Genomic DNA, 18,167 nt, shown 5'->3' on the forward strand with positions numbered 1-18,167 from the left:
GCCCTAACGGACGGGGACTCCCGTGGTCACCCTCGGGTCTTCCTGTTTCGCCGACAACTGCCCCGACCGAGAGGATCCTCGTTGAGGTCTTACACTGTCTCCACAGGCTGTCACCGCCAGTCCGGCGGCCAGGATGTTGCGGGCCGCGTTGACGTCGCGGTCGTGAATGGTACCGCATCGGCACGTCCACTCCCGCACGTTCAGCGGCATCGATCCTGCCAGGGCACCGCACGCCGAGCAAAGCTTCGACGACGGGAACCAGCGGTCCACGACTACCAGGTCCCGGCCATACCAGGCTGCCTTGTACTCCAGCATGGTGCGCAGTTGCCGCCAGGCCGCATCGCTGATCGCGCGGGCCAGACGATGGTTCTTGACCATGTTACAAACGGTGAGGTCCTCGATTACGATCGTTTGGTTCTCACGAACGAGCCGAGTCGTCAGTTTGTGCAGGTGGTCACGCCTACGGTCAGCCATACGACCGTAAATGCGGGCGACCTTGATCCTGGCCTTGGCCCGGTTCGCGGAGCCCTTCTGCTTACGGGCCAGGTTTCGCTGTGCGCGGGCCAGCCGCTCGCGGTCGGCACGCTCATACCTAGGGTTGGTGACCTTCTCGCCGGTGGACAGGGTAAGCAGGCTGTTCAGGCCGGCGTCAATCCCGACTCGCCTGGTTGCCGAAGTCTCGGCGATCACGTCCTCGCAGAGCAGGGAAACGAACCAGCGTCCGGCTGCGTCCTGCGACACGGTCACCGTGGACGGCGAGCATCCCGCCGGCAGCGGCCGCGACCACACGATGTCCAGCGGCTGACTCATCTTCGCCAGGGTCAGCTTCTCGTCGCGCCACCGAAACGCGCTGGTGGTGTACTCCGCCGACCGGCGCGAACGCCTCTTGCTCTTGAATGTCGGGTGGTTGGTGCGTTTTGCCCAGAAGTTGGTGAACGCGGTCTGCAGGTGCCGCAGTGCCTGCTGCAGCGGCACGGACGAGACCTCGTTCAAGAACTCCAGGTCGTCGATCTTCTTCCATGCGGTGAGCAGGGCCGAGGTGGCGTTGTAGTCGATCCGCGCCTGGCGCAGCGTCCACGCCTCGGTCCGGGCCTGCAAGGCCATGTTGTAGACCAGCCGAACGCACCCGAACGTCCGCGACAACTCAGCAGCCTGCACATCGGTCGGGTAAAAGCGGAACTTGAACGCCCGCTTCACAGTCCTCGACACGATTCGCATCCTAAACAGACGCTCGGCGAGCATCGGAGGTGGGTAGAAGTCGGTCCGCCTCAGCGACAGATCGGCTTTCCGTTTACTGCTCCGCAGGGGTTCCGTTCCTCTCCGGCCTGAAGGCCGGAGTGTCCACAGAAGGAATCAGATGACCCAGACCCCGCCCCACACGCTGCCCGAATCGGACACCGCCGCGCTGCTGCGCCAGGCCGCCGAAGGCAGCCAGCGCGCCTGGAACACCATCGTGGAGCGGTACTCCGGCCTGGTCTGGTCGGTGGCGCGCAGCCACCGGCTCGGCCAGGCCGACGCCGCCGACGTCTTCCAGGCCACCTGGCTGCGCCTGGTCGAGCACCTGGGCGCGATCCGCGAACCCGAGCGGCTCGGCTCGTGGCTGGCCACCACCGCCCGGCGCGAGTCGCTCGCGGTGCTGCGCCGCGCCGGGCGCGACCTGCCCGTCGGTGACCTGCTCACCCTCGAACCGCAGGACCGCACCGCCCCCGAGGTCGACAGCGACCTGCTGCGCCGCGAACGCGACGGCGTGCTGTGGCGGGCGTTCGGGCAGCTGCCCGGCCAGTGCCAGTCGGTGCTGCGGCTGCTGCTGATGGACCCCGCACCCAGTTACGCCGAGGTCAGCTCGGCCTTGGACATCCCCGTCGGCAGCATCGGCCCGACCCGTGCGCGCTGCCTCGACCAGCTTCGCCGGAGGTTGAACCCCTGATGACCGCGTACGACGACGACACTCCCGCCGAGCTGCGCGGGCTCACCACACGCATGGACCCGGTGCCGGCGCACCTGATCGCGCTCGCCAAGGAGAGCCTGGCCTGGCGCGACACCGACGCCGCGCTCGCCCAGCTGGTACGCCAGATCGACCTGGCCGGGGTGCGCGGGGAGGACCTGCCGGACCTGTTCACGTTCACTGCCGGCGAGCTGACCATCGAGATGGAGGTGGCGGTGACCGGGCTGACCGCGGCGCTGACCGGCCAGCTCGTGCCGCCGCAGCCGGCCAGCATCCGCGTCGACCACGCCGACGGACCCACCTGGGTCGAGGCCGACCCACTGGGCCGGTTCTCGGTGGCCTGCGTGACCCGCGGGCACCTGCGCCTGCACTGCCATCCCGCCCAGGGCGGCCCGGTCCAGACGTCCTGGACTTTGATCTGAATCCGAAGGTGGGGCGGGCCGTGGTCCCCGGCCCGCCCCACGAGACCCGATCGCACTGATCGGGTCTGGCGGGCGGTCAACGGGGGCCGCCCGCCAGTCATCCACCGCTACAACTGCTCCTCCTTCGGCCCCTCCACCACCAGCTCCAGGTCGATGCTGCCGTCCTCGGCCGGGCTCTCCACGACGTGCGTGCCGAACCCGGACCGGGTCAGCGCCCCGAACCCGGCGAACATGTCGGCGACCGAGGTCATCGCCCGGCGGGCGCCGAGCCACCGGTTCTCGTTGTAAGCGTGGTAGGCGTCGCCGTACGTGATCCCGTCGGTCAGGCTCAGCAGCGGGCGCTTGCGGCCCGAGTTCACCTTCATGATCGCGGCGAAGCTGACCAGCATCAGGCCGAACACGTTGCCCGCCCAGGTCAGGTTGAACTCGTCCACGCCCGGAACGCTGTTGCGGCCGCCGGCCGCGGCGGTGAAGCTCACCGTCTTGTTCTTCTTGTGGTACGACTGGATCCAGCCCGTGTGCCCGTCCAGCGGATGCTGCGGCGTGGTGCTGGCCAGCCCGCCCCGGTGGATGTACAGCGGGGTCTCGATGATGAACGGGCGGCTGAAGTCGATGACCGCGTTGCCCAGGTGCAGCAGCCCCTGCGGCGGCGTGTTCGCCGCGATCATCTGCTCGCGGTGCTCGACGAGCTTGCGCTGGTCCTCCAGCTCGCCGAGCACGTCACCCTCGGCGAACGGGTCGCCGATCGACGGGCCGAACCGCTTCAGCGCCGGCACCGGGCCGCCGGCCGGCGAGAACATCGACAGCATCCCCCAGAACGGGGACCACGACGTGGTGTCCTCGAACTCCTTCTGGAACTCCTCCGGCACCGGCTGGGCGTAGGTGTGGTTGAGGTACGCGTGCTCCTTGCCCAGCCGGTTCTTACGCCGCAGCACCCAGCTGAACCCGACGAAGTACGGGCTGCGCGGGCGGTACGTGCCGTCCTTCGCGTTCGACTGGACCTCGCACGCCTCGGCCAGCTTCGCCATGCCGGTGCCGCCGTTGTCGCACATCGCGATCGGGGCCAGCTCGGGCTTGTCGAGGTTGAACTCGGTGCCGGTGGTGTCCTTGGCCAGCTTCGTGAACGACTCCTCGTCGAGGTCGTTGACCTGCACGCCGACGAGCAGGTTCAGCTTCTTGAGATTGAGGCGGTACTTCATCAGCGCGCGCTGCTTGATGAGCTGCCAGGCGGTCGGGTCGGGCTGCATGCTGCCTCCTCGGGGCGGCACGCGGTCGGGGTGACCGCGTGTACCCGAGCAGATGAGCGGCGACCCGCGCCTGATACGGCCCGCGGTGGCGGGCATCGGACACCACCCGATGGGCTGACGGCGGGCCCGCACCACTGGTGTGCGGGCCCGCGTTCCCCTGACCGGGCCCGCTCAGCCGGTCGGGAAGTTGTCGGCGGTGCGGATGCGGTCGCGCACCCACACCCCGGCGGCCTTGAGCCGGCTGGTCCCCGCGTATGGCCCCGTGCCGCAGGTGCCCGTGGTGAACACGGCCCCGGTCCGGAAGTCGTCGCTGTAGTTCCAGTTCGTCCAGCTGATCTTCTTGGCCGCCATCAGGTCGATGTAGGCCTGTGCCTGGGTGAAGTTGTTCGCCCCGTCGCCGGACGCCTCCTGGGTGCCGAACTCGGTGACGAACATCGGGATCTGGTCGGCCGCCCGCGACAGCGCGTTGAGGTAGCTGCTGCCGTGCGAGGCGGCATAGAAGTGGAACGTGTACATGATGTTGGTCGCGTTGACCTGGTTGTTGATCACTTCGGTCTCGTTCGCGCCGTCCGACAGGCCCAGCGACGACCAGGCCCGGGTGCCGACCAGCACGACCGCGTCGGAGTCGATGGCGCGGATCGTCGGGATGATCTGCTCGGCGTAGCTCTTGATCGCCGCCCAGCCGACGCCGTTGGGCTCGTTGGCGACCTCGTACAGGATGTTGGTCTTGGTGGCGTGCCGCTGCGCGATCGCGGTGAAGAACGTGCGCGCCCGGGTCAGGTTGTAGTTCGGGTCGCCCGGGGTGAGCATGTGCCAGTCGACGATGACGTACATGCCGCGCGCCGTGGCCTGCTCGATGTAACCGTGCACCCGGTCGGTGAACAGCTGCGGGTTGGTCTCGTAGCCGTCCTCCTGGACGTACATCGACACCCGCAGCACGTCGGCGTTCCAGTCGGTGGCCAGCGCGTTGAGCGAGGAGTCGTTGACGCACTGCGGATACCACTGGATGCCGTGCGTCGACATGCCGCGCAGTTGGATCGGCTGGTTGTACCGGTTGCACAGCTTCACGCCGCACACCCGCAACTGCCCGTTGATCGCCACCGGCGTGGTGCCGGTCGGCGGGCTCGGCGAGGCGCTCGGGCTGGGCGGCACCGACGGACCGGTGCCGTACACGTCGAACTCCCACAGCGAGTAGCCCCACTGGGTGGCGCGCGCCGTGCCGTACACGCGAACGTAGCGACCGTTGGCGCTCAGCCCGGTGATCGAGTCGGTGCCACCGTTACCGCTGGTCGTGCTGTAGACGCTGGTCCAGGCGTTGCCGTCGGCCGACACCTCGATCCGGTACCCGGTGGCGTAGGCCGCCTCCCAGTTCAGCTCGACCCGGGTGATCGACGACGATGCGCCCAGGTCGACGCGCAGCCACTGCGGGTCGACGCCCGCCGCGCTGGCCCACCGGGTCGTGGTGCTGCCGTCGACGGCGTTGCCCGCGGGCAGGGTGGCGTCCTCGACCGAGGAGGCGGTCGCGGGCCTGCCGCGCGACAGCAGCGTCTCGCTGGGAGTGGTGTTGACCTCGACGTCGAGGTAGTCGAGGTTCGCGGTGCCTGTCGCGGTCGTGGCGGCGACCCGGATCGTGTTGTTTCCGGCGGCGAGCAGCGCGGTGACGGTCTTGTTGGTCCAGGTCGTCCACGCGCTGGTGGCGTTGAAGGCGCTCGCGGCGGACACGACCGTGCCGTTGACGATGATGTCGGCCGGGCGGTTCGCGCCGCTGCCGTTGGCATACCGGATGGTCAGGGTCGCGCTCCCGGCGCTGGGCAGGTTCACCGTCCACTGCACGGCCGAGCCGATCGCGTTGTCGGTGTTGACGAACCCGCTGCCGGAGTACCCGGCGTGGTTGGCTTCGACGACGCCCTGCGAGATGGTCGCCGACTCGGCCTCGTAGCGGGTCGGTGCGGCCCACGCCGGCAGGGTCGCGCCGACGGCCAGGGCGGTCAGCGTCACCAGCGACGCGACGGCGGCCGCGCGCCACGGCCTGCTGAGGATCTTCATGCACGTTCTCCAAGCTGTCGTCGGGGGTGCGGGCCCGTGGCGGTGCGGCCACGGGCCCGCGCCGGTCAGGACGCGAAACGCAGGCGCACGATGACGTTGTTGAGCACCGTCGGCGTGCCGCCGTTCATGTCGTTGTTGGTGGAGGTGAGCCACAGGCCGCCGTCGGGGGTCTTGACGACGGTGCGCAGCCGGCCCCAGGAGCCGTTGAAGAACGCCCGCGGGGTGTCGGTGGTGCTTCCGGTGATGCGCATGACCCACAGGCGGGTGCCGCGTACGGCGGCCATGTAGATCCAGTCGTTGACGATCTCGATGCCGCTGGGTGAGGCCGACGCGGTGCTCCAGGTGCGCACCGGGTTGACGAAGGCCGGGTTGCTGCAGGTGCCTTCGCAGGTCGGCCAGCCGTAGTTGGAGCCCGGGGTGATGATGTTGAGCTCGTCCCAGGTGTTGTCGCCGAACTCCGACGACCACAGCCGACCCTGGGAGTCCCAGGCCAGGCCCTGCGGGTTGCGGTGGCCGAGGCTGTAGACGCGGGTGCCGAACGGGTTGCCGGGCGCGGCCGCGCCGGTGGTGGTGACCCGCAGGATCTTGCCGTTGAGCGAGTTGAGGTTCTGCGAGCGGCTGCTGTCCTGCCCGTCGCCGGTGGTGATGTAGATGTAGCCGTCGGGGCCGAACTTGACCCGGCCGCCGTTGTGGAAGCGGTTCTTGGCGATGCCGGTGACCAGCGCCTCGCGCGGGCCGATGGTCCCGTTCTCGAACTTGAACCGGACGAGGCGGTTGTCGGAGGCGGCGGTGTGGAACGCGTACACCCAGTGGTCGGTGGCGAAGTTCGGGCCGACGGCCAGGCCGAGCAGGCCGCCCTCGCCGGTGGTGGTGACGGCTTCGGTGATGGTGCCGACGACGGTCTTCTGCCCGGCCAGGGTGACCCGGACGATCTCGAACCGGTCGCGTTCGGCTACCAGGGCGCTGCCGTCGGGCAGGAACGCGATGCCCCAGGGCAGGTCCATCTGCGTGTTGACGTTGCGGTCGAAGACGGGGTCGCCGCCGCCGGCCTGCGTGGACGTCGTCACGGACAGCACGGGGCTGACCGGCGAGGTGTTGCCGTTGGCGTCGTAGGCCAGCACCGTGTACTGGTACGTCGTCGCGGGCGTCAGGCCGGTGTCGGAGGCGGTCAGGTCGGGCACGTCGGCGATCTGGGTGCCGTTGCGCGAGACGCGGTAGCCGCGCACGCCGACGTTGTCGGTCGACGCGTTCCACGCGAGAGTCACGGTGCTCGCGGTGACGCCGGTGGTGCGCAGGCTGCCCGGGGTGGTGGGCGGCTGGGTGTCGGTGCTCGGCGGGGTGGTGACGGGCAGGTTGTTGCTGCCCTGCGACGGGTTGCCGGCCGCGTCGTAGGCCAGCACGCTGAACACGTACGACGTGTTGGGTTGCAGGTTGTTCAGGGTGGCGGTGAGGATGTTGCCGCCGACCTCGGCTACGACGTTGCCGCCGTTGTAGACGACGTAGCGGGCGACGCCGACGTTGTCGGTGGAAGCGTTCCAGGCCAGGTCGACGCCGTTGGGGCGGACCTCGCCGACCACGCGCAGGCTGCCGGGCGCGGTGGGCGGCTGGCTGTCCGACGGGGCGGTGACCCGCAGCCGGTCCAGGTTGGGGCCGCCATTGGCGGTGGTGGCCGTCGCGCGGATCGTGTTGGCGCCGGCGGTCAGGCTCGCGGTGACGGTCTTGTCCACCCAGGTGGGCCACGCGCCGGTGCCGGGGAAGGACAGGCCGGGCGCGGCGGGGCTGCCGTTGACGGTGATGTCCATCGGGCGGTCGATCGTGGTGCCGTTGGCGTAGCGCAGGGTCAGCGGGTAGTTGCCCGCGGCGGCCACCGATACGGTGAACTGCACGTACGACCCGGTGACGTTGTCGTAGTTGACGAACCCGGTGCCGGTGTAGCCGGCGTGGTTGGACTCGACCAGGCCCTGCGAGATCGTCGCGCTCTCGGCCTGGTAGTCGGTGAACGCGGGCGGCGGGCCGGTGGTCAGGTTCCACTGCTGGCTGGTCAGGCCCGCGATGCAGGTCCAGAGGTGCAGCTTGGCGGCGTCGGCGGTGCTGCCGCTGACGACGTCGAGGCACTTGCCGGTGACCGGGTTGACCAGTGTGCGGGCGGTGCTGCTGTAGGTCCACTGCTGGTTGGGGTTGGTCGCCGAGCAGTCCCAGATCTGCACCTTGGTGCCGTTGGCGTTGACGCCGCCCGCGACGTCGAGGCACTTGTTGCCCAGCGCCCGGATGGTGCCGTCGGTGCCGACGGTCCAGGTCTGGGCGGCGCTGGCGTTGCAGGTGTAGATCTGCACCTGGGTGCCGTTGACGGTGGTCGCGGACGGGATGTCGACGCACTTGCCGGACGCGACGCCGGTGATCGGGCCGACCGTGTCGGCGGCGGCCGGCGCGGCGGCGGCGACCTCGATGCTCGCGGCGACGCAGATCGCCGTGGCGAGGACGGCGAGGCGGCGCAGGGGCGGGGAGTTCATACGGGGGCTCCGTTCCTCGCGACTGGCTCCGCGAGCCGTGAAGACGGACGCTCGGGGCAGCGGGACCGCGGATACCAGCCAGGAGTGTTAGTTAAGTTAACTTATAGACTGTGAACGATATTGGTCAACATCAGTGCGGTCAAGTCGATCAGTCCGAATTGGCATGCGCCCGGGAGATGTCGCTCCACAGGTCCCCCCGTTGGCAAGTACTTGCCAAGACTTGCCGAGACTGTGAACTTCCTTTAGGTTGAGCACTCGCAACGGCAGCTCAGAGTGGGTGCCGGTCAGCAAATCTGTGACAACCCACGGGAGACACGCATGCCCAAGCTTCGCCGGCACACCACCCGGGCCCTGCTCGCCCTGCTGCTCGCCCTCGGCGCGGCTGCGGCGACGGCCCAGCACTCGGACGCGACCGCACACGCCGACACGCAGACCACTGCGGGCGACGATGGCGGCGCGACGACTCAGGGCAACATCGACTGGCCCTGACCTCGACCGGCGGAGGGCATCCCGCCCTCCGCAGGAAACGGGACGCCGACGGCGTACCCGACAGGAAACGGCCCACGGACCTGGCTGCAACCGATGCCCGTGAGCCGCCCCATCCCCTCTTGCAAGGAGAGACCGATGACTGTACCCCGCCGCATCCGCACGGCCGTGCTCTGCGCGTCCGCGCTGGCAGCCGGCCTGATCGGCAGCACCGTGGCGACCGCGCCGGCGCACGCCGCCGACGTCACGCCGTACGCCTGCGACGAAGTGGGCACGCACTACCGCACCTTCAACAAGACCAACATCCACATCCCGACCGGCGTGGACTGGAAGTCCGGCCCCGGCGGCACGGTCACCTCGTCGATCGAGAAGAACCAGTCCGCCACCGTCGGCGTGTCGATCGGGGCGACGGTCAGCACCAGCGCCGTCGTCGCCTCGGCCGAGGCCACCTTCTCCATCGACGCGTCGGTCACCTCGTCGCGGACCGAGTCGTACACATACAGCAACAACATCGCCGCCGGCAAGTACGGCCACCTCCAGTTCGGCAACTGGGGTTGGCGGATGAGCCTGGAGAAGTACACCTACAACAGCAGCTGCGTGCTGACCGAGGACGTCACCGGCACCGTCACCAAGATGCCCAGCGCCAACAGCTGGGGCTTCCGGTTCTGGGAGACCACCAGCTGACACCGCCGCGGTCCGGTGGGCGACCCACGCGCCCACCGGACCACCCATTCCTGGAGGACGACATGACAACGACCGATTGGCGGCGCGCCGCGACAGGCGCACTGGCCCTGGCCGCCGCGCTGGGCCTGGCGGGCTGCACCGGCGACAGCGGAGCCGCCCCGGCGGCGACGGCGTCGCCGACCGCCAACCCCGCGATCAGCCCCGAGCTGCCGCGCTATGTGGCCGCCGCCGACGAGGCCAACGTCCAGGGCCCGGCGACCGTGATCCGGGCCGGCGCCCGGCCGACCGTCGTCGACGACAACGGCCGCGTGCAGGCCATGGTGATGCGCGACGAGAGCCGCACCACCTTCACCAAAGGCAACTACCGGCTGACCGTGTACTGCGTCGGCACCGGCACCCTGTACGCGCACTTCGCCATCGGCGGCGTCTCCAAGATCGAGGAGCTGCCCACCTGCGACACCGCCCGGCCGACGGTGTCGTCGGTCGAGCTGAGCCTGCCCGCGGACGCGGCCGACCTGTCCGTGATCATCATGCCGATCGGCGACGCCCAGGCGGGGGTCGCCTACCAGGTGCAGCGGCAGTGACCCCGGCACAGGCCCGGCCCGCCGGGGACCCACGGGGGGTCCCCGGTGGGCGGCCGTGACGCCGCAGCGACGCGGACTTGCCAAAACTTGGCAAGTTGCGCAGCATGGGGGCATGCCTGACCAGCGGACCGTTCCCGACCAGGGGCGGGCCGAGAGCGCCGTGCCCGATCAGCCCGCCTTCGGCCGGCAGCTGCGCGCCCTGCGCCAGCAGCGTGGCCTGTCCCAGGCCGAGCTGGTCGGCACCGCCCTGTCCACGGCGTACCTGTCCCGGCTGGAGTCGGGCCAGCGCCCGCCGACCACGAAGGTGATCAAGCTGCTGGCCGAGCGGCTCGGCGTGCCGACGGACGCGTTCGCCGTCGCGCCGCCGCAGGGCCTGGGCGAGGTCGTGGCCAAGGCCGCCTCCGCGCCCCGGCCCGAGGACGCGGTCCCCGCGTTGCGCCAGGCCCTGGCCGAAGCCACCGCCGCCGACGCGGGCAGCCGCTGGCACGCGCTGTGGCTGCTCGCCGAGATCCACACCCGGCGGCTGGAGCGCACCGAGGCGCTGGCCGTGCTGCGCCGGCTGGTCGCCCTCGGCGACGACATCGGAGACCCCGAGCTGAGGGTGCGCGCCCGCAACCGGCTCGCGCTGTGCCACCGCTCGCTCGGCGAGATCCCCGCCGCGTACGCCGTGGCCCAGCAGGCCCTGGCCCTGGCCGACGAGCAGCCCGTGCCAGCCGACGACGCCGCCCGGACCCTGCTGACGCTGATCTCGGTCGAGGCCGAGCTGGGACGGCTGCCCGACGCCCGCGCCCACGCCGACGACCTGCGCGCGCTGACCGCCGACCGGACCGGCACGCTGCCCGTCGAGGCACTGTGGACCGCCGCGACGGTCCGCATCCGCCAGGGCGACGACGCGGCCGCGCTGGAGCTGCTGCACCAGGCGCTGCACCGGCTGGACAGCCACGACGACCTGGTCCTCTGGCTGCGGCTGCGGCTCGCGGCGGCGTCGCTGTGCCTGCAGATGACGCCCCGCCAGGTCGAGGAGGCCGCCGCGCGGCTGGACGAGGTGCGCCCCGCCGTCGCGCTGGTCGGCACACCACTGCACAACCAGGAGTTCCTGCTGCTCAGCGCCCAGCTGGCATACCAGCAGGGACGGGACGAGGCGGCCGAGGCGGCCAGCGCGGGTCTGGAACCGACCGAGCACCTGCTGACCTTCCGCGACCGGGTCCGGCTGCACCTGCTGCGCAATCAGCTCCTGCTGCGCCGGGGCGAGTCCGCCACCGCCCTGGCGAACCTGCGCGACCTGGCCCGGCAGGCACACGAGGCGGCCAACATCGACCTGGCGGCCGAGATCTGGCGAACCATCGCCGAGGCCCCCCACCAGCCCGCTCCCTGAACCGCCGCCCGGCAGGCCGGCGCCCCACCCATTGACGCATTCGCCGTAACCAATTTACGATGGCCACCTTCGGCGACCAGCAAGCGCTTTCCTCCCTGTCCGTCCCCCATCCGGGAGCGCCCGTATGAGACGCCGTCGCACCATCCTGCCTGCCATCGTCACGCTCGCCGCCCTGGTCCTGTCGACCTCGGTCGCCGGACCCGCCTCCGCCGCACCCCGGTTCCGGGTGCTGGTCTTCTCGAAGATCACGAACTTCTACCACGACTCGATCCCCGCCGGCATCGCCGCCGTGCAGCAGCTCGGGGCCGCGCACAACTTCGAGGTCGAGGCGACCACCGACGCCGCCGCGTTCACCGACGCCAACCTGGGCCGGTTCGACGCGCTGATCTTCAACAACACCAACTCGACGCCCGCCTCCGGGGCGCTGCTCAACGCGTCGCAGCGACTCGCCCTGCAGAACTTCATCCGCGCGGGCGGCGGCTGGGCGGGCCTGCACGCCGCGTCGGCCAGCGAGCGCGACTGGACCTGGTACGACGGCCTGGTCGGCACGATCTTCGACTACCACCCGGACTTCAGCGCGACCGGCGGGGTCTACCCCGGGCGGATCAAGGTCCTCGACCGCGCGCACCCGTCCACCCGCAACCTTCCTGAGCTGTGGGAACACAGCGAGGAGTGGTACAACTGGAAAACCAATCCCACCGGCCGGGTGCACACCCTCGCCCAGATCAAGGTCCGTGACGGCATCTCCGGCCTCGACGAGGGCGTCGACCACGCGTACTCGTGGTGCCAGAACTACGACGGCGGCCGGTCCTGGTTCACCGCGGGCGGGCACAGCAGCTCCGCGTTCAGCAACACCCTGTTCCTGGAACACCTGCGCTGGGGCATCGAGTGGGCCGCCGGCGCGGTCGCCGGCGACTGCAGCGCCACCCAGAACGGGCAGTTCCAGCGCGTGCCCCTGGTCGACCAGGACCTCGCCGACCCGTTCGAGCTGGCCGTGGCACCCGACCGGCGCGTCTTCTACATCCAGCGCACCGGCGCGGTGAAGGTCGTCGACCAGGCCACCCTCGCGGTGACCACGCTGATCGACTTCGCGTACACCCCGGCCCAGACCAGCCAGTCCGACGGACTGCTCGGCCTGACCCTGGACAACAACTTCGCCACCAACAACTGGCTGTATCTGCTGTGGTCGGACAAGACCCTGAACCAGCTCAACCTGTCCCGGTTCACCGTCACCGGCTCGACGATCGCGCTCAGCTCCGAGAAGCGGCTGCTGACCATCCCGACGCTGCGCGGCGAGGCCCGCGCCAACTCGCACATGGGCGGCTCCATCGCCATGGGCAAGGACGGCAACCTGTACGCCGCGATCGGCGACAACACCGACCCGTTCGAGTCCAGCGGCTACACCCCCATCGACGAGCGGTCCGGGCGGCGCGCGTTCGACGCCCAGGGCACCTCCGGCAACACCAACGACCTGCGCGGCAAGATCCTGCGCATCCGCCCGCAGGCCGACGGCACCTACACCGTGCCCTCAGGCAACCTGTTCGCGCCGGGCACGGCCAAGACCAGGGCCGAGGTGTACGCGATGGGCTTCCGCAACCCGTTCCGCATCACCGTCGACCCGTTGACCAACGCGGTCATGGTCGCCGACTACGGCCCCGACGCCACCGCCGCCAACGCCAACCGCGGTCCGGAGGGCACCGTGGAGTTCAACCGGGTCACCAGCGCCGGCAACTACGGCTGGCCGTACTGCATCGGCAACAACATCGCGTTCAACGACTACAACTTCGCGACCAGCACCTCCGGGGCGAAGTTCAACTGCGCCGCCCCGGTCAACGACTCCCCCAACAACACCGGCCTGACGACCCTGCCCGCCGCCCGCCCCGCCCTGGTCTGGTACGCCTACTCCGCCTCGGCGCAGTTCCCCGAGGTCGGCACCGGCGGCGGCGGCCCGATGAGCGGCCCCGTCTACGACTTCGACCCCGCCAACCCCCGCATCTCGAAGTTCCCGGAATACTTCGAGGGCAAGTGGATCGTGTACGAACTGACCCGGCAGTGGTGGAAGACGCTGTCGCTGCACAAGACGGCGCAGACGTTCACCGACCCGCGCTTCGGGCCCACCACCGTCGGCGGGCTGCAGTCCATCAACGGGATCTTCGCCGGAATGAGCTGGATCCAGCCGTTCGAGGCCGAGTTCGGGCCCGACGGGTCGCTGTACGTCATCGACTTCGGGGCCGGGTCCGGCAGCGGGCGCGGCGGCTCCAACGACGGCGCGGGCATCTACCGCATCGACTACGTGGCCAACGGCGTGCCGCCCACCGCGAAGATCACCGCGAGCCGGGACAACGGCCCCGCGCCGCTGGCCGTCACGTTCTCCAGCGCCGGCTCGGTCGGGGCGACCAGCTACGCGTGGGACTTCGACGGCAACGGCACCGTCGACTCCACCGCCGCCAACCCGTCCTACACGTACACCACACGTGGCCGGTTCAGCGCCCGGCTGACCGTCACCGGCGCGGCCGGGCTGACCGCCGTGGCCAGCACCGAGATCACCGTCGGCAACACCCGGCCGACCGTCACCATCAACGTGCCGCAGGGCGGCTTCTTCGAGTTCGGCGACCGCATCCCGTACACCGTGACCGTCACCGACCCGGAGGACACCACCATCGACTGCAACCGGGTCGTGGTGCAGACGCTGCTCGGACACGACTCGCACGCCCACCCGCTCGACAACTACGTCGGCTGCTCCGGCACCCTGGTCACCGAGTCCGGCGGCGGTGACGGGCACGGGCCCGGCACCAACCTGTTCACGCTGATCAGTGCGCAGTACACCGACGCCGGTGCGACCGGCGTGCCCGCGCTGGTCGGCTCGCTGCAGGTCGAGTTGCAGACGCGCAGCATGGAGGCCGAGCACTTCGACGCCTCCTCCGGGGTGAGCGTGCTCGACCGGGCCACGGCACAGGCCGGACGCCGGCTCGGCGACATCGACAACGGCGACTGGATCAACATCGGGCCGGTCAACCTGCAGAACATCAGCGGTGTCGTGGTCGGGGCCAGCTCAGCGGGCACCGGCGGGACCATCGAGTTCCGCAACGGCTCCCCCACCGGCGCGCTGCTGGGCACGGCGACCATCCCGGTCACCGGCAGCTACGACTCGGTCATCTCACCGACCGTGCCGCTGACCAACCCGGGCGGCACGTTCACGCTGTACCTCAAGTTCGTCAAGTCCGGGCAGACCGGCGACCCGGACATCATGGCCCTGGACTGGCTGCGGTTCAACGGGCGCGGCGTCAAGGCCGAGACCGGCGCGACACTGACCGTCGGGGCCACCCCGACCACCGGGACCGGGCCGCTCACCGTCAACTTCACCAGCACCTCCACGGCCCCGCCCGGACGCACGATCGTGGACCGGGAATGGCGCTTCGGCGACAACACCGCCACCGTGCACGCCGCCACGGCCAGCCACGTCTACAGCCGCAAGGGCACGTACACCGCCTGGCTGACGCTGACCGACAGCGCCGGCGCGACCCACTCCGGCAGTGTGGTGATCACCGTGAACTGACGCGCCCCTGGCCGGCGGCCTACCGTGAGGTACGGCCGCCGGCCAGCAGCTCGCCGCCGACGCGGGCGACTTCGACACGAAAGCAGCATCGCGGCCTGCAGACGCAACGCACGAACGACGTTGAGCGGCTGCCGCTGAGCCGCCCACCACACACCCGGACTGGCCTAACCTGACAGCGTGGAGTTCGAACAGTTCGACCGGCTCGTCGAGCCCCTGCGCGCACGCGCGGCGACCTTCGACAGAGACAGGTTCAAGCTGATCGAGGGCCGGACCGCGACACCGGAAGAAATCACCGAAGCGGAGCGGGCCCTGGGCGCGACGCTGCCGGCGCAGTACAAGGTGTTCATGGAGCGGTATGGCGGTGGCATGTTCGGCTTCGTCGACCTGCTGCCCGTCCGTGTGGGCAGGTCGAGCAAGGAGAGCCAGGACATCGTCACCGTGAGCCGGGCCGAGTTCCCCGACGGGTCGGCCGTGGCCCTGGCACCGGTGGGCACCGGGGACTTCTGGGGCTTCCCGGTCGAGCACGGCCGGTGTCGTGGAGAGGTGTGGTTCTACTACCACGACGACGATGAACCGTCCCCGGTCGCGGAGGACTTCTTGGGGTTCGTCGCACGGCACGGCATACAGGCCGGACGCGGCTAGCGGCGAAGCCGGTCGGCATCGTTCGTACATTCGGCTGGTGTCCGAGCACCAAGACGCACAGTAGAGGCCCCGGCAAGCCAAATTTGCAGGGTAATCAGCCGGTATGCCATCAGTGTGCAGCTGGAGTCGTGATGGGACACTACCGATGTGATGCGGTTGCGGAAACCTCTGGCGGGATTGGTTTTCCTGCTGGTACTGATCACGGTATGGGCGATCGCGCGCCGGTACATGGGCTCGTTTTTGACGTGGGCGGATAGTTTCACAACATTGGAAATCGGCCAAGACCTGATCGGCTTGGCTCGCGACACCGGGGCCGCCGGTGTGGCGGTGGCAGCAGCAGTGTTCGCGTTCAAGCTCACCGAACGCCTGTGGAACCGCATCGTGTTGAAGTGGTGGCCGACCTCCGAGATCAGCATCGAAGTCCTGGACGCTGCGTTGGCGGCGTTGACCGAAGAGGTCAACGTCCGGCTGACCGCGGAAACCGGGAGCCGGGAGGTATGGTCTGCTCCGGTGATCCTGCGCGTCCGGACCACATCGCGACACGTGCAACGCCACGCCGATGACGTAGTCGTCGACGGTTCGGCATTGGTTGGGCTGGTACGTGAACGTCGCCATGTGGTTCTGCTGGGCGAGGCTGGTGCGGGCAAGACCGTTCTGGCGCAACTCACCGCGATGAAGTTGCCAGGTGTCTACCTTCCGTTGTCGTCGTGGAATCCGCAGGTTCCGTTGGGCGCGTGGATGGCGAGCAAGCTGGTGCAGGACTTTCCGGAGATCGCCCGGAGGTTCGGTCCGGAGGTGTTGCGCCGGCTTGTGGCGACCGGTCGGGTGACACCGGTCCTGGACGGGCTCGACGAAGTCCTGACCGGATCGAAGAACCCGATGGTCGAGAAGATCGACAATCAGTTCACCGATATGATGACCTTCCTGCTGACCTCGCGGCCCGAGTTCTACGAGACGGCTGTGCAATCAGATCGGCAATATCTGAGCCGGGCGCTCGTGGTCGAGATCGATCCTGTCGATGCACCCTCATTGACATCCTACGTGGAGCGCATCGCCGGCACAGATCTCGACAGTTGGCGATCGGTGATCGATCATCTGGCCGAGCAGCCGGACGGTTCACTCGCAACTGCGCTGCGCACCCCGCTGATGCTGTATCTGCTCAGAGTCACCTATCGCCGAGGTCGGCGTGACCCATCGGAACTCCTAGGGTTCGAAGAGGCCGCCGCCATCGAAAACCATCTGCTCGACGCGTTTGTACCAGCGGCCTACGATCAGTCTCTTCGCCCGGGCTTGCCTGTCGATCGGGCACGACGTTGGTTGGCGACGCTGGCGCGCGGGCCTCGTGAACTGCGGTGGTGGAACATAGGCTCCGGCGGACCGACCTTGAATGTGGCGATGGTCGTTTTGCCGATCGTCGCCGGATTGTTCAACTACGTCGCCGCCAATTGGCTGATGGGCATCGTGATGACAGCCCTTTCCGCCTGGGCGTACCCCAAGGTTCGCAGCTTGCTGTTCGAACTGGACGAGGATGTGGTGGCCGATGACAATGTCATCGGCATCCGCGCTCACCTGCGCCGCTATCGATGGATGTCCTCAGTGCTGGCCTCGACCATCGCGATCGGCGTGGGTGGTCTCGTCGGCGTCGTGCTCGGCGGAGGCTTCGACGCCGATCCGCAGGTCGCGTGGACCTGGGCTGGAGTGGCCGGGCTGCTCTGTGGCGGATGGTGTTTCCTGGAAACCGTATGGGGTTCGTACTTCATTCGACGTATGAGGTTGGCGCTCAGCGGAAAACTTCCCTTGCGGCTGATCCCGTTCCTCGAAGATGCCCACGAACGTGGCGTGCTTCGTCAGCCTGGGGCCGCCTACCAGTTCCGTCACGCCCGCCTACAAGACCGACTTCAGTTGCTGGCACCTAACGGCGTCTACTTTCCGACGAGGACCACCACCGGGGCGCCCCCGATCAGGTTCGCGGTGTTCTTCGTGATGTTCCGGACGCCTCTGATCCGATTGGGGACCCATCTCGGTTTCATTGTTCTGCCGCTACTGGCTCTTTCCATCATTACGGTGATCCAGCCGCTGCGATTCGAGAGCGGCGAGAAGCCCCTTGTCCAAGACGACACCTGTTGGACCTACAGCTGCAGGTCAGAGATCCACTACGACTGGACCGCGCCACCCGCGGCAACGCTGTCGACCACCATGGTCGCCACCCAAGGCATACCGTGGGAGGAAACGTTTTTCGGCTCGATCAGGGGAATGTTCGATGTCACCGGCTGCGAGTCCGCGGATCTGGAGATCAGCATTTCCGGCGGAACGTCGCCCCTGACGGTATTCCGCGTGCGAGGCGACGAACCCCCACGCGATCTTCGCGATCTGCCGGACTGGCCGGAGCCCCGGGCGGTCGACGCCGTCACTGTGACGTTCCGTCGGCTCGATGTGGCCGATTGCACGGCACACATCAGGTGGACTGATCCTAGCCTCGGCATCAACCGGACGGTGCGTATTCGCACCTTCTTCCAGTAGGAGCGAAGAGGCAAGGCCTTCGGCAGGTAGCCGTCCAGCTGCACCAGCGACAACCCGTTCGCCGACGTCAACCACGACCTCGTCCGTCTCGCCCGCGCCGCGGCACCGCTCCCGGTCACCGATTGACGGATGATCTAGCCTGGTCAGGTC

12 protein-coding genes and 2 pseudogenes are annotated in these 18,167 nt (G+C 68.9%); 9 read left to right on the plus strand and 5 right to left on the minus strand.

Annotation, left to right across the window (positions count from 1 at the left end; all coding sequences use genetic code 11):
- Positions 1-3: 3 nt before the first annotated feature.
- Positions 4-1,209 (minus strand): RNA-guided endonuclease TnpB family protein, encoded by a 1,206-nt coding sequence (locus AB0B35_RS23425; protein WP_361048889.1) that lies wholly within the window; start codon positions 1,207-1,209, stop codon positions 4-6.
- Between the two features lie 148 nt (positions 1,210-1,357).
- Between AB0B35_RS23425 and AB0B35_RS23430 the strand changes: the two genes are divergently transcribed.
- Entirely contained in the window at positions 1,358-1,927 is a 570-nt protein-coding gene (locus tag AB0B35_RS23430; RefSeq protein ID WP_361048891.1) for a sigma-70 family RNA polymerase sigma factor, read from the plus strand.
- Positions 1,927-2,367, plus strand: a complete 441-nt coding sequence (locus AB0B35_RS23435; protein ID WP_361048893.1) for a hypothetical protein — start codon at positions 1,927-1,929, stop codon at positions 2,365-2,367. The genes AB0B35_RS23430 and AB0B35_RS23435 overlap by 1 nt, the downstream gene beginning before the upstream one ends.
- A 107-nt stretch (positions 2,368-2,474) precedes the next feature.
- Here the strand turns inward: AB0B35_RS23435 and AB0B35_RS23440 are convergent, their stop codons facing one another.
- From AB0B35_RS23440 to AB0B35_RS23455, 4 genes and pseudogenes are all read right to left on the minus strand, one after another.
- The gene (locus AB0B35_RS23440) at positions 2,475-3,614 is read right to left on the minus strand and encodes a hypothetical protein (RefSeq protein ID WP_360532891.1); all 1,140 of its coding nucleotides are present in this window, start codon (positions 3,612-3,614) and stop codon (positions 2,475-2,477) included.
- A 171-nt stretch (positions 3,615-3,785) separates the two neighbouring features.
- A pseudogene (locus tag AB0B35_RS23445) lies at positions 3,786-4,772 on the minus strand (glycoside hydrolase family 5 protein); the annotation flags it as partial.
- 33 nt (positions 4,773-4,805) lie between these two features.
- Positions 4,806-5,660: pseudogene (locus tag AB0B35_RS23450) on the minus strand (discoidin domain-containing protein); the annotation flags it as partial.
- A 65-nt stretch (positions 5,661-5,725) separates the two neighbouring features.
- Complete coding sequence (locus tag AB0B35_RS23455) at positions 5,726-8,170, minus strand: PQQ-dependent sugar dehydrogenase (RefSeq protein ID WP_361048895.1); 2,445 nt, start codon at positions 8,168-8,170, stop codon at positions 5,726-5,728.
- A 318-nt stretch (positions 8,171-8,488) separates the two neighbouring features.
- Between AB0B35_RS23455 and AB0B35_RS23460 the strand changes: the two genes are divergently transcribed.
- The 7 genes from AB0B35_RS23460 (at position 8,489) to AB0B35_RS23490 (ending at position 18,017) form a co-directional block, all read left to right on the plus strand.
- The gene (locus AB0B35_RS23460) at positions 8,489-8,659 is read left to right on the plus strand and encodes a hypothetical protein (RefSeq protein WP_361048897.1); all 171 of its coding nucleotides are present in this window, start codon (positions 8,489-8,491) and stop codon (positions 8,657-8,659) included.
- A gap of 135 nt (positions 8,660-8,794) precedes the next feature.
- Positions 8,795-9,340 carry a hypothetical protein gene (locus AB0B35_RS23465; RefSeq protein ID WP_361048899.1) on the plus strand — a complete coding sequence of 182 codons (546 nt, stop codon included), beginning with the start codon at positions 8,795-8,797 and terminating at the stop codon, positions 9,338-9,340.
- A 62-nt stretch (positions 9,341-9,402) separates the two neighbouring features.
- On the plus strand, positions 9,403-9,924 hold the full coding sequence (locus AB0B35_RS23470; protein WP_361048901.1) for a hypothetical protein: 522 nt from the start codon (positions 9,403-9,405) through the stop codon (positions 9,922-9,924).
- A gap of 112 nt (positions 9,925-10,036) precedes the next feature.
- A complete protein-coding gene (locus AB0B35_RS23475; RefSeq protein WP_361048903.1) occupies positions 10,037-11,299 on the plus strand; it encodes a helix-turn-helix transcriptional regulator in 1,263 nt (420 codons plus the stop codon).
- 124 nt (positions 11,300-11,423) lie between these two features.
- Complete coding sequence (locus tag AB0B35_RS23480) at positions 11,424-14,855, plus strand: ThuA domain-containing protein (protein WP_361048905.1); 3,432 nt, start codon at positions 11,424-11,426, stop codon at positions 14,853-14,855.
- A gap of 177 nt (positions 14,856-15,032) precedes the next feature.
- Entirely contained in the window at positions 15,033-15,497 is a 465-nt protein-coding gene (locus AB0B35_RS23485; RefSeq protein ID WP_361048907.1) for an SMI1/KNR4 family protein, read from the plus strand.
- Between the two features lie 147 nt (positions 15,498-15,644).
- On the plus strand, positions 15,645-18,017 hold the full coding sequence (locus AB0B35_RS23490) for a hypothetical protein (protein ID WP_361048909.1): 2,373 nt from the start codon (positions 15,645-15,647) through the stop codon (positions 18,015-18,017).
- Positions 18,018-18,167 lie beyond the last annotated feature (150 nt).

Origin of the sequence: Catellatospora sp. NPDC049133 (assembly GCF_040648455.1) — a bacterium.
Taxonomy (GTDB): Bacteria; Actinomycetota; Actinomycetes; order Mycobacteriales; family Micromonosporaceae; genus Catellatospora; species Catellatospora aurea.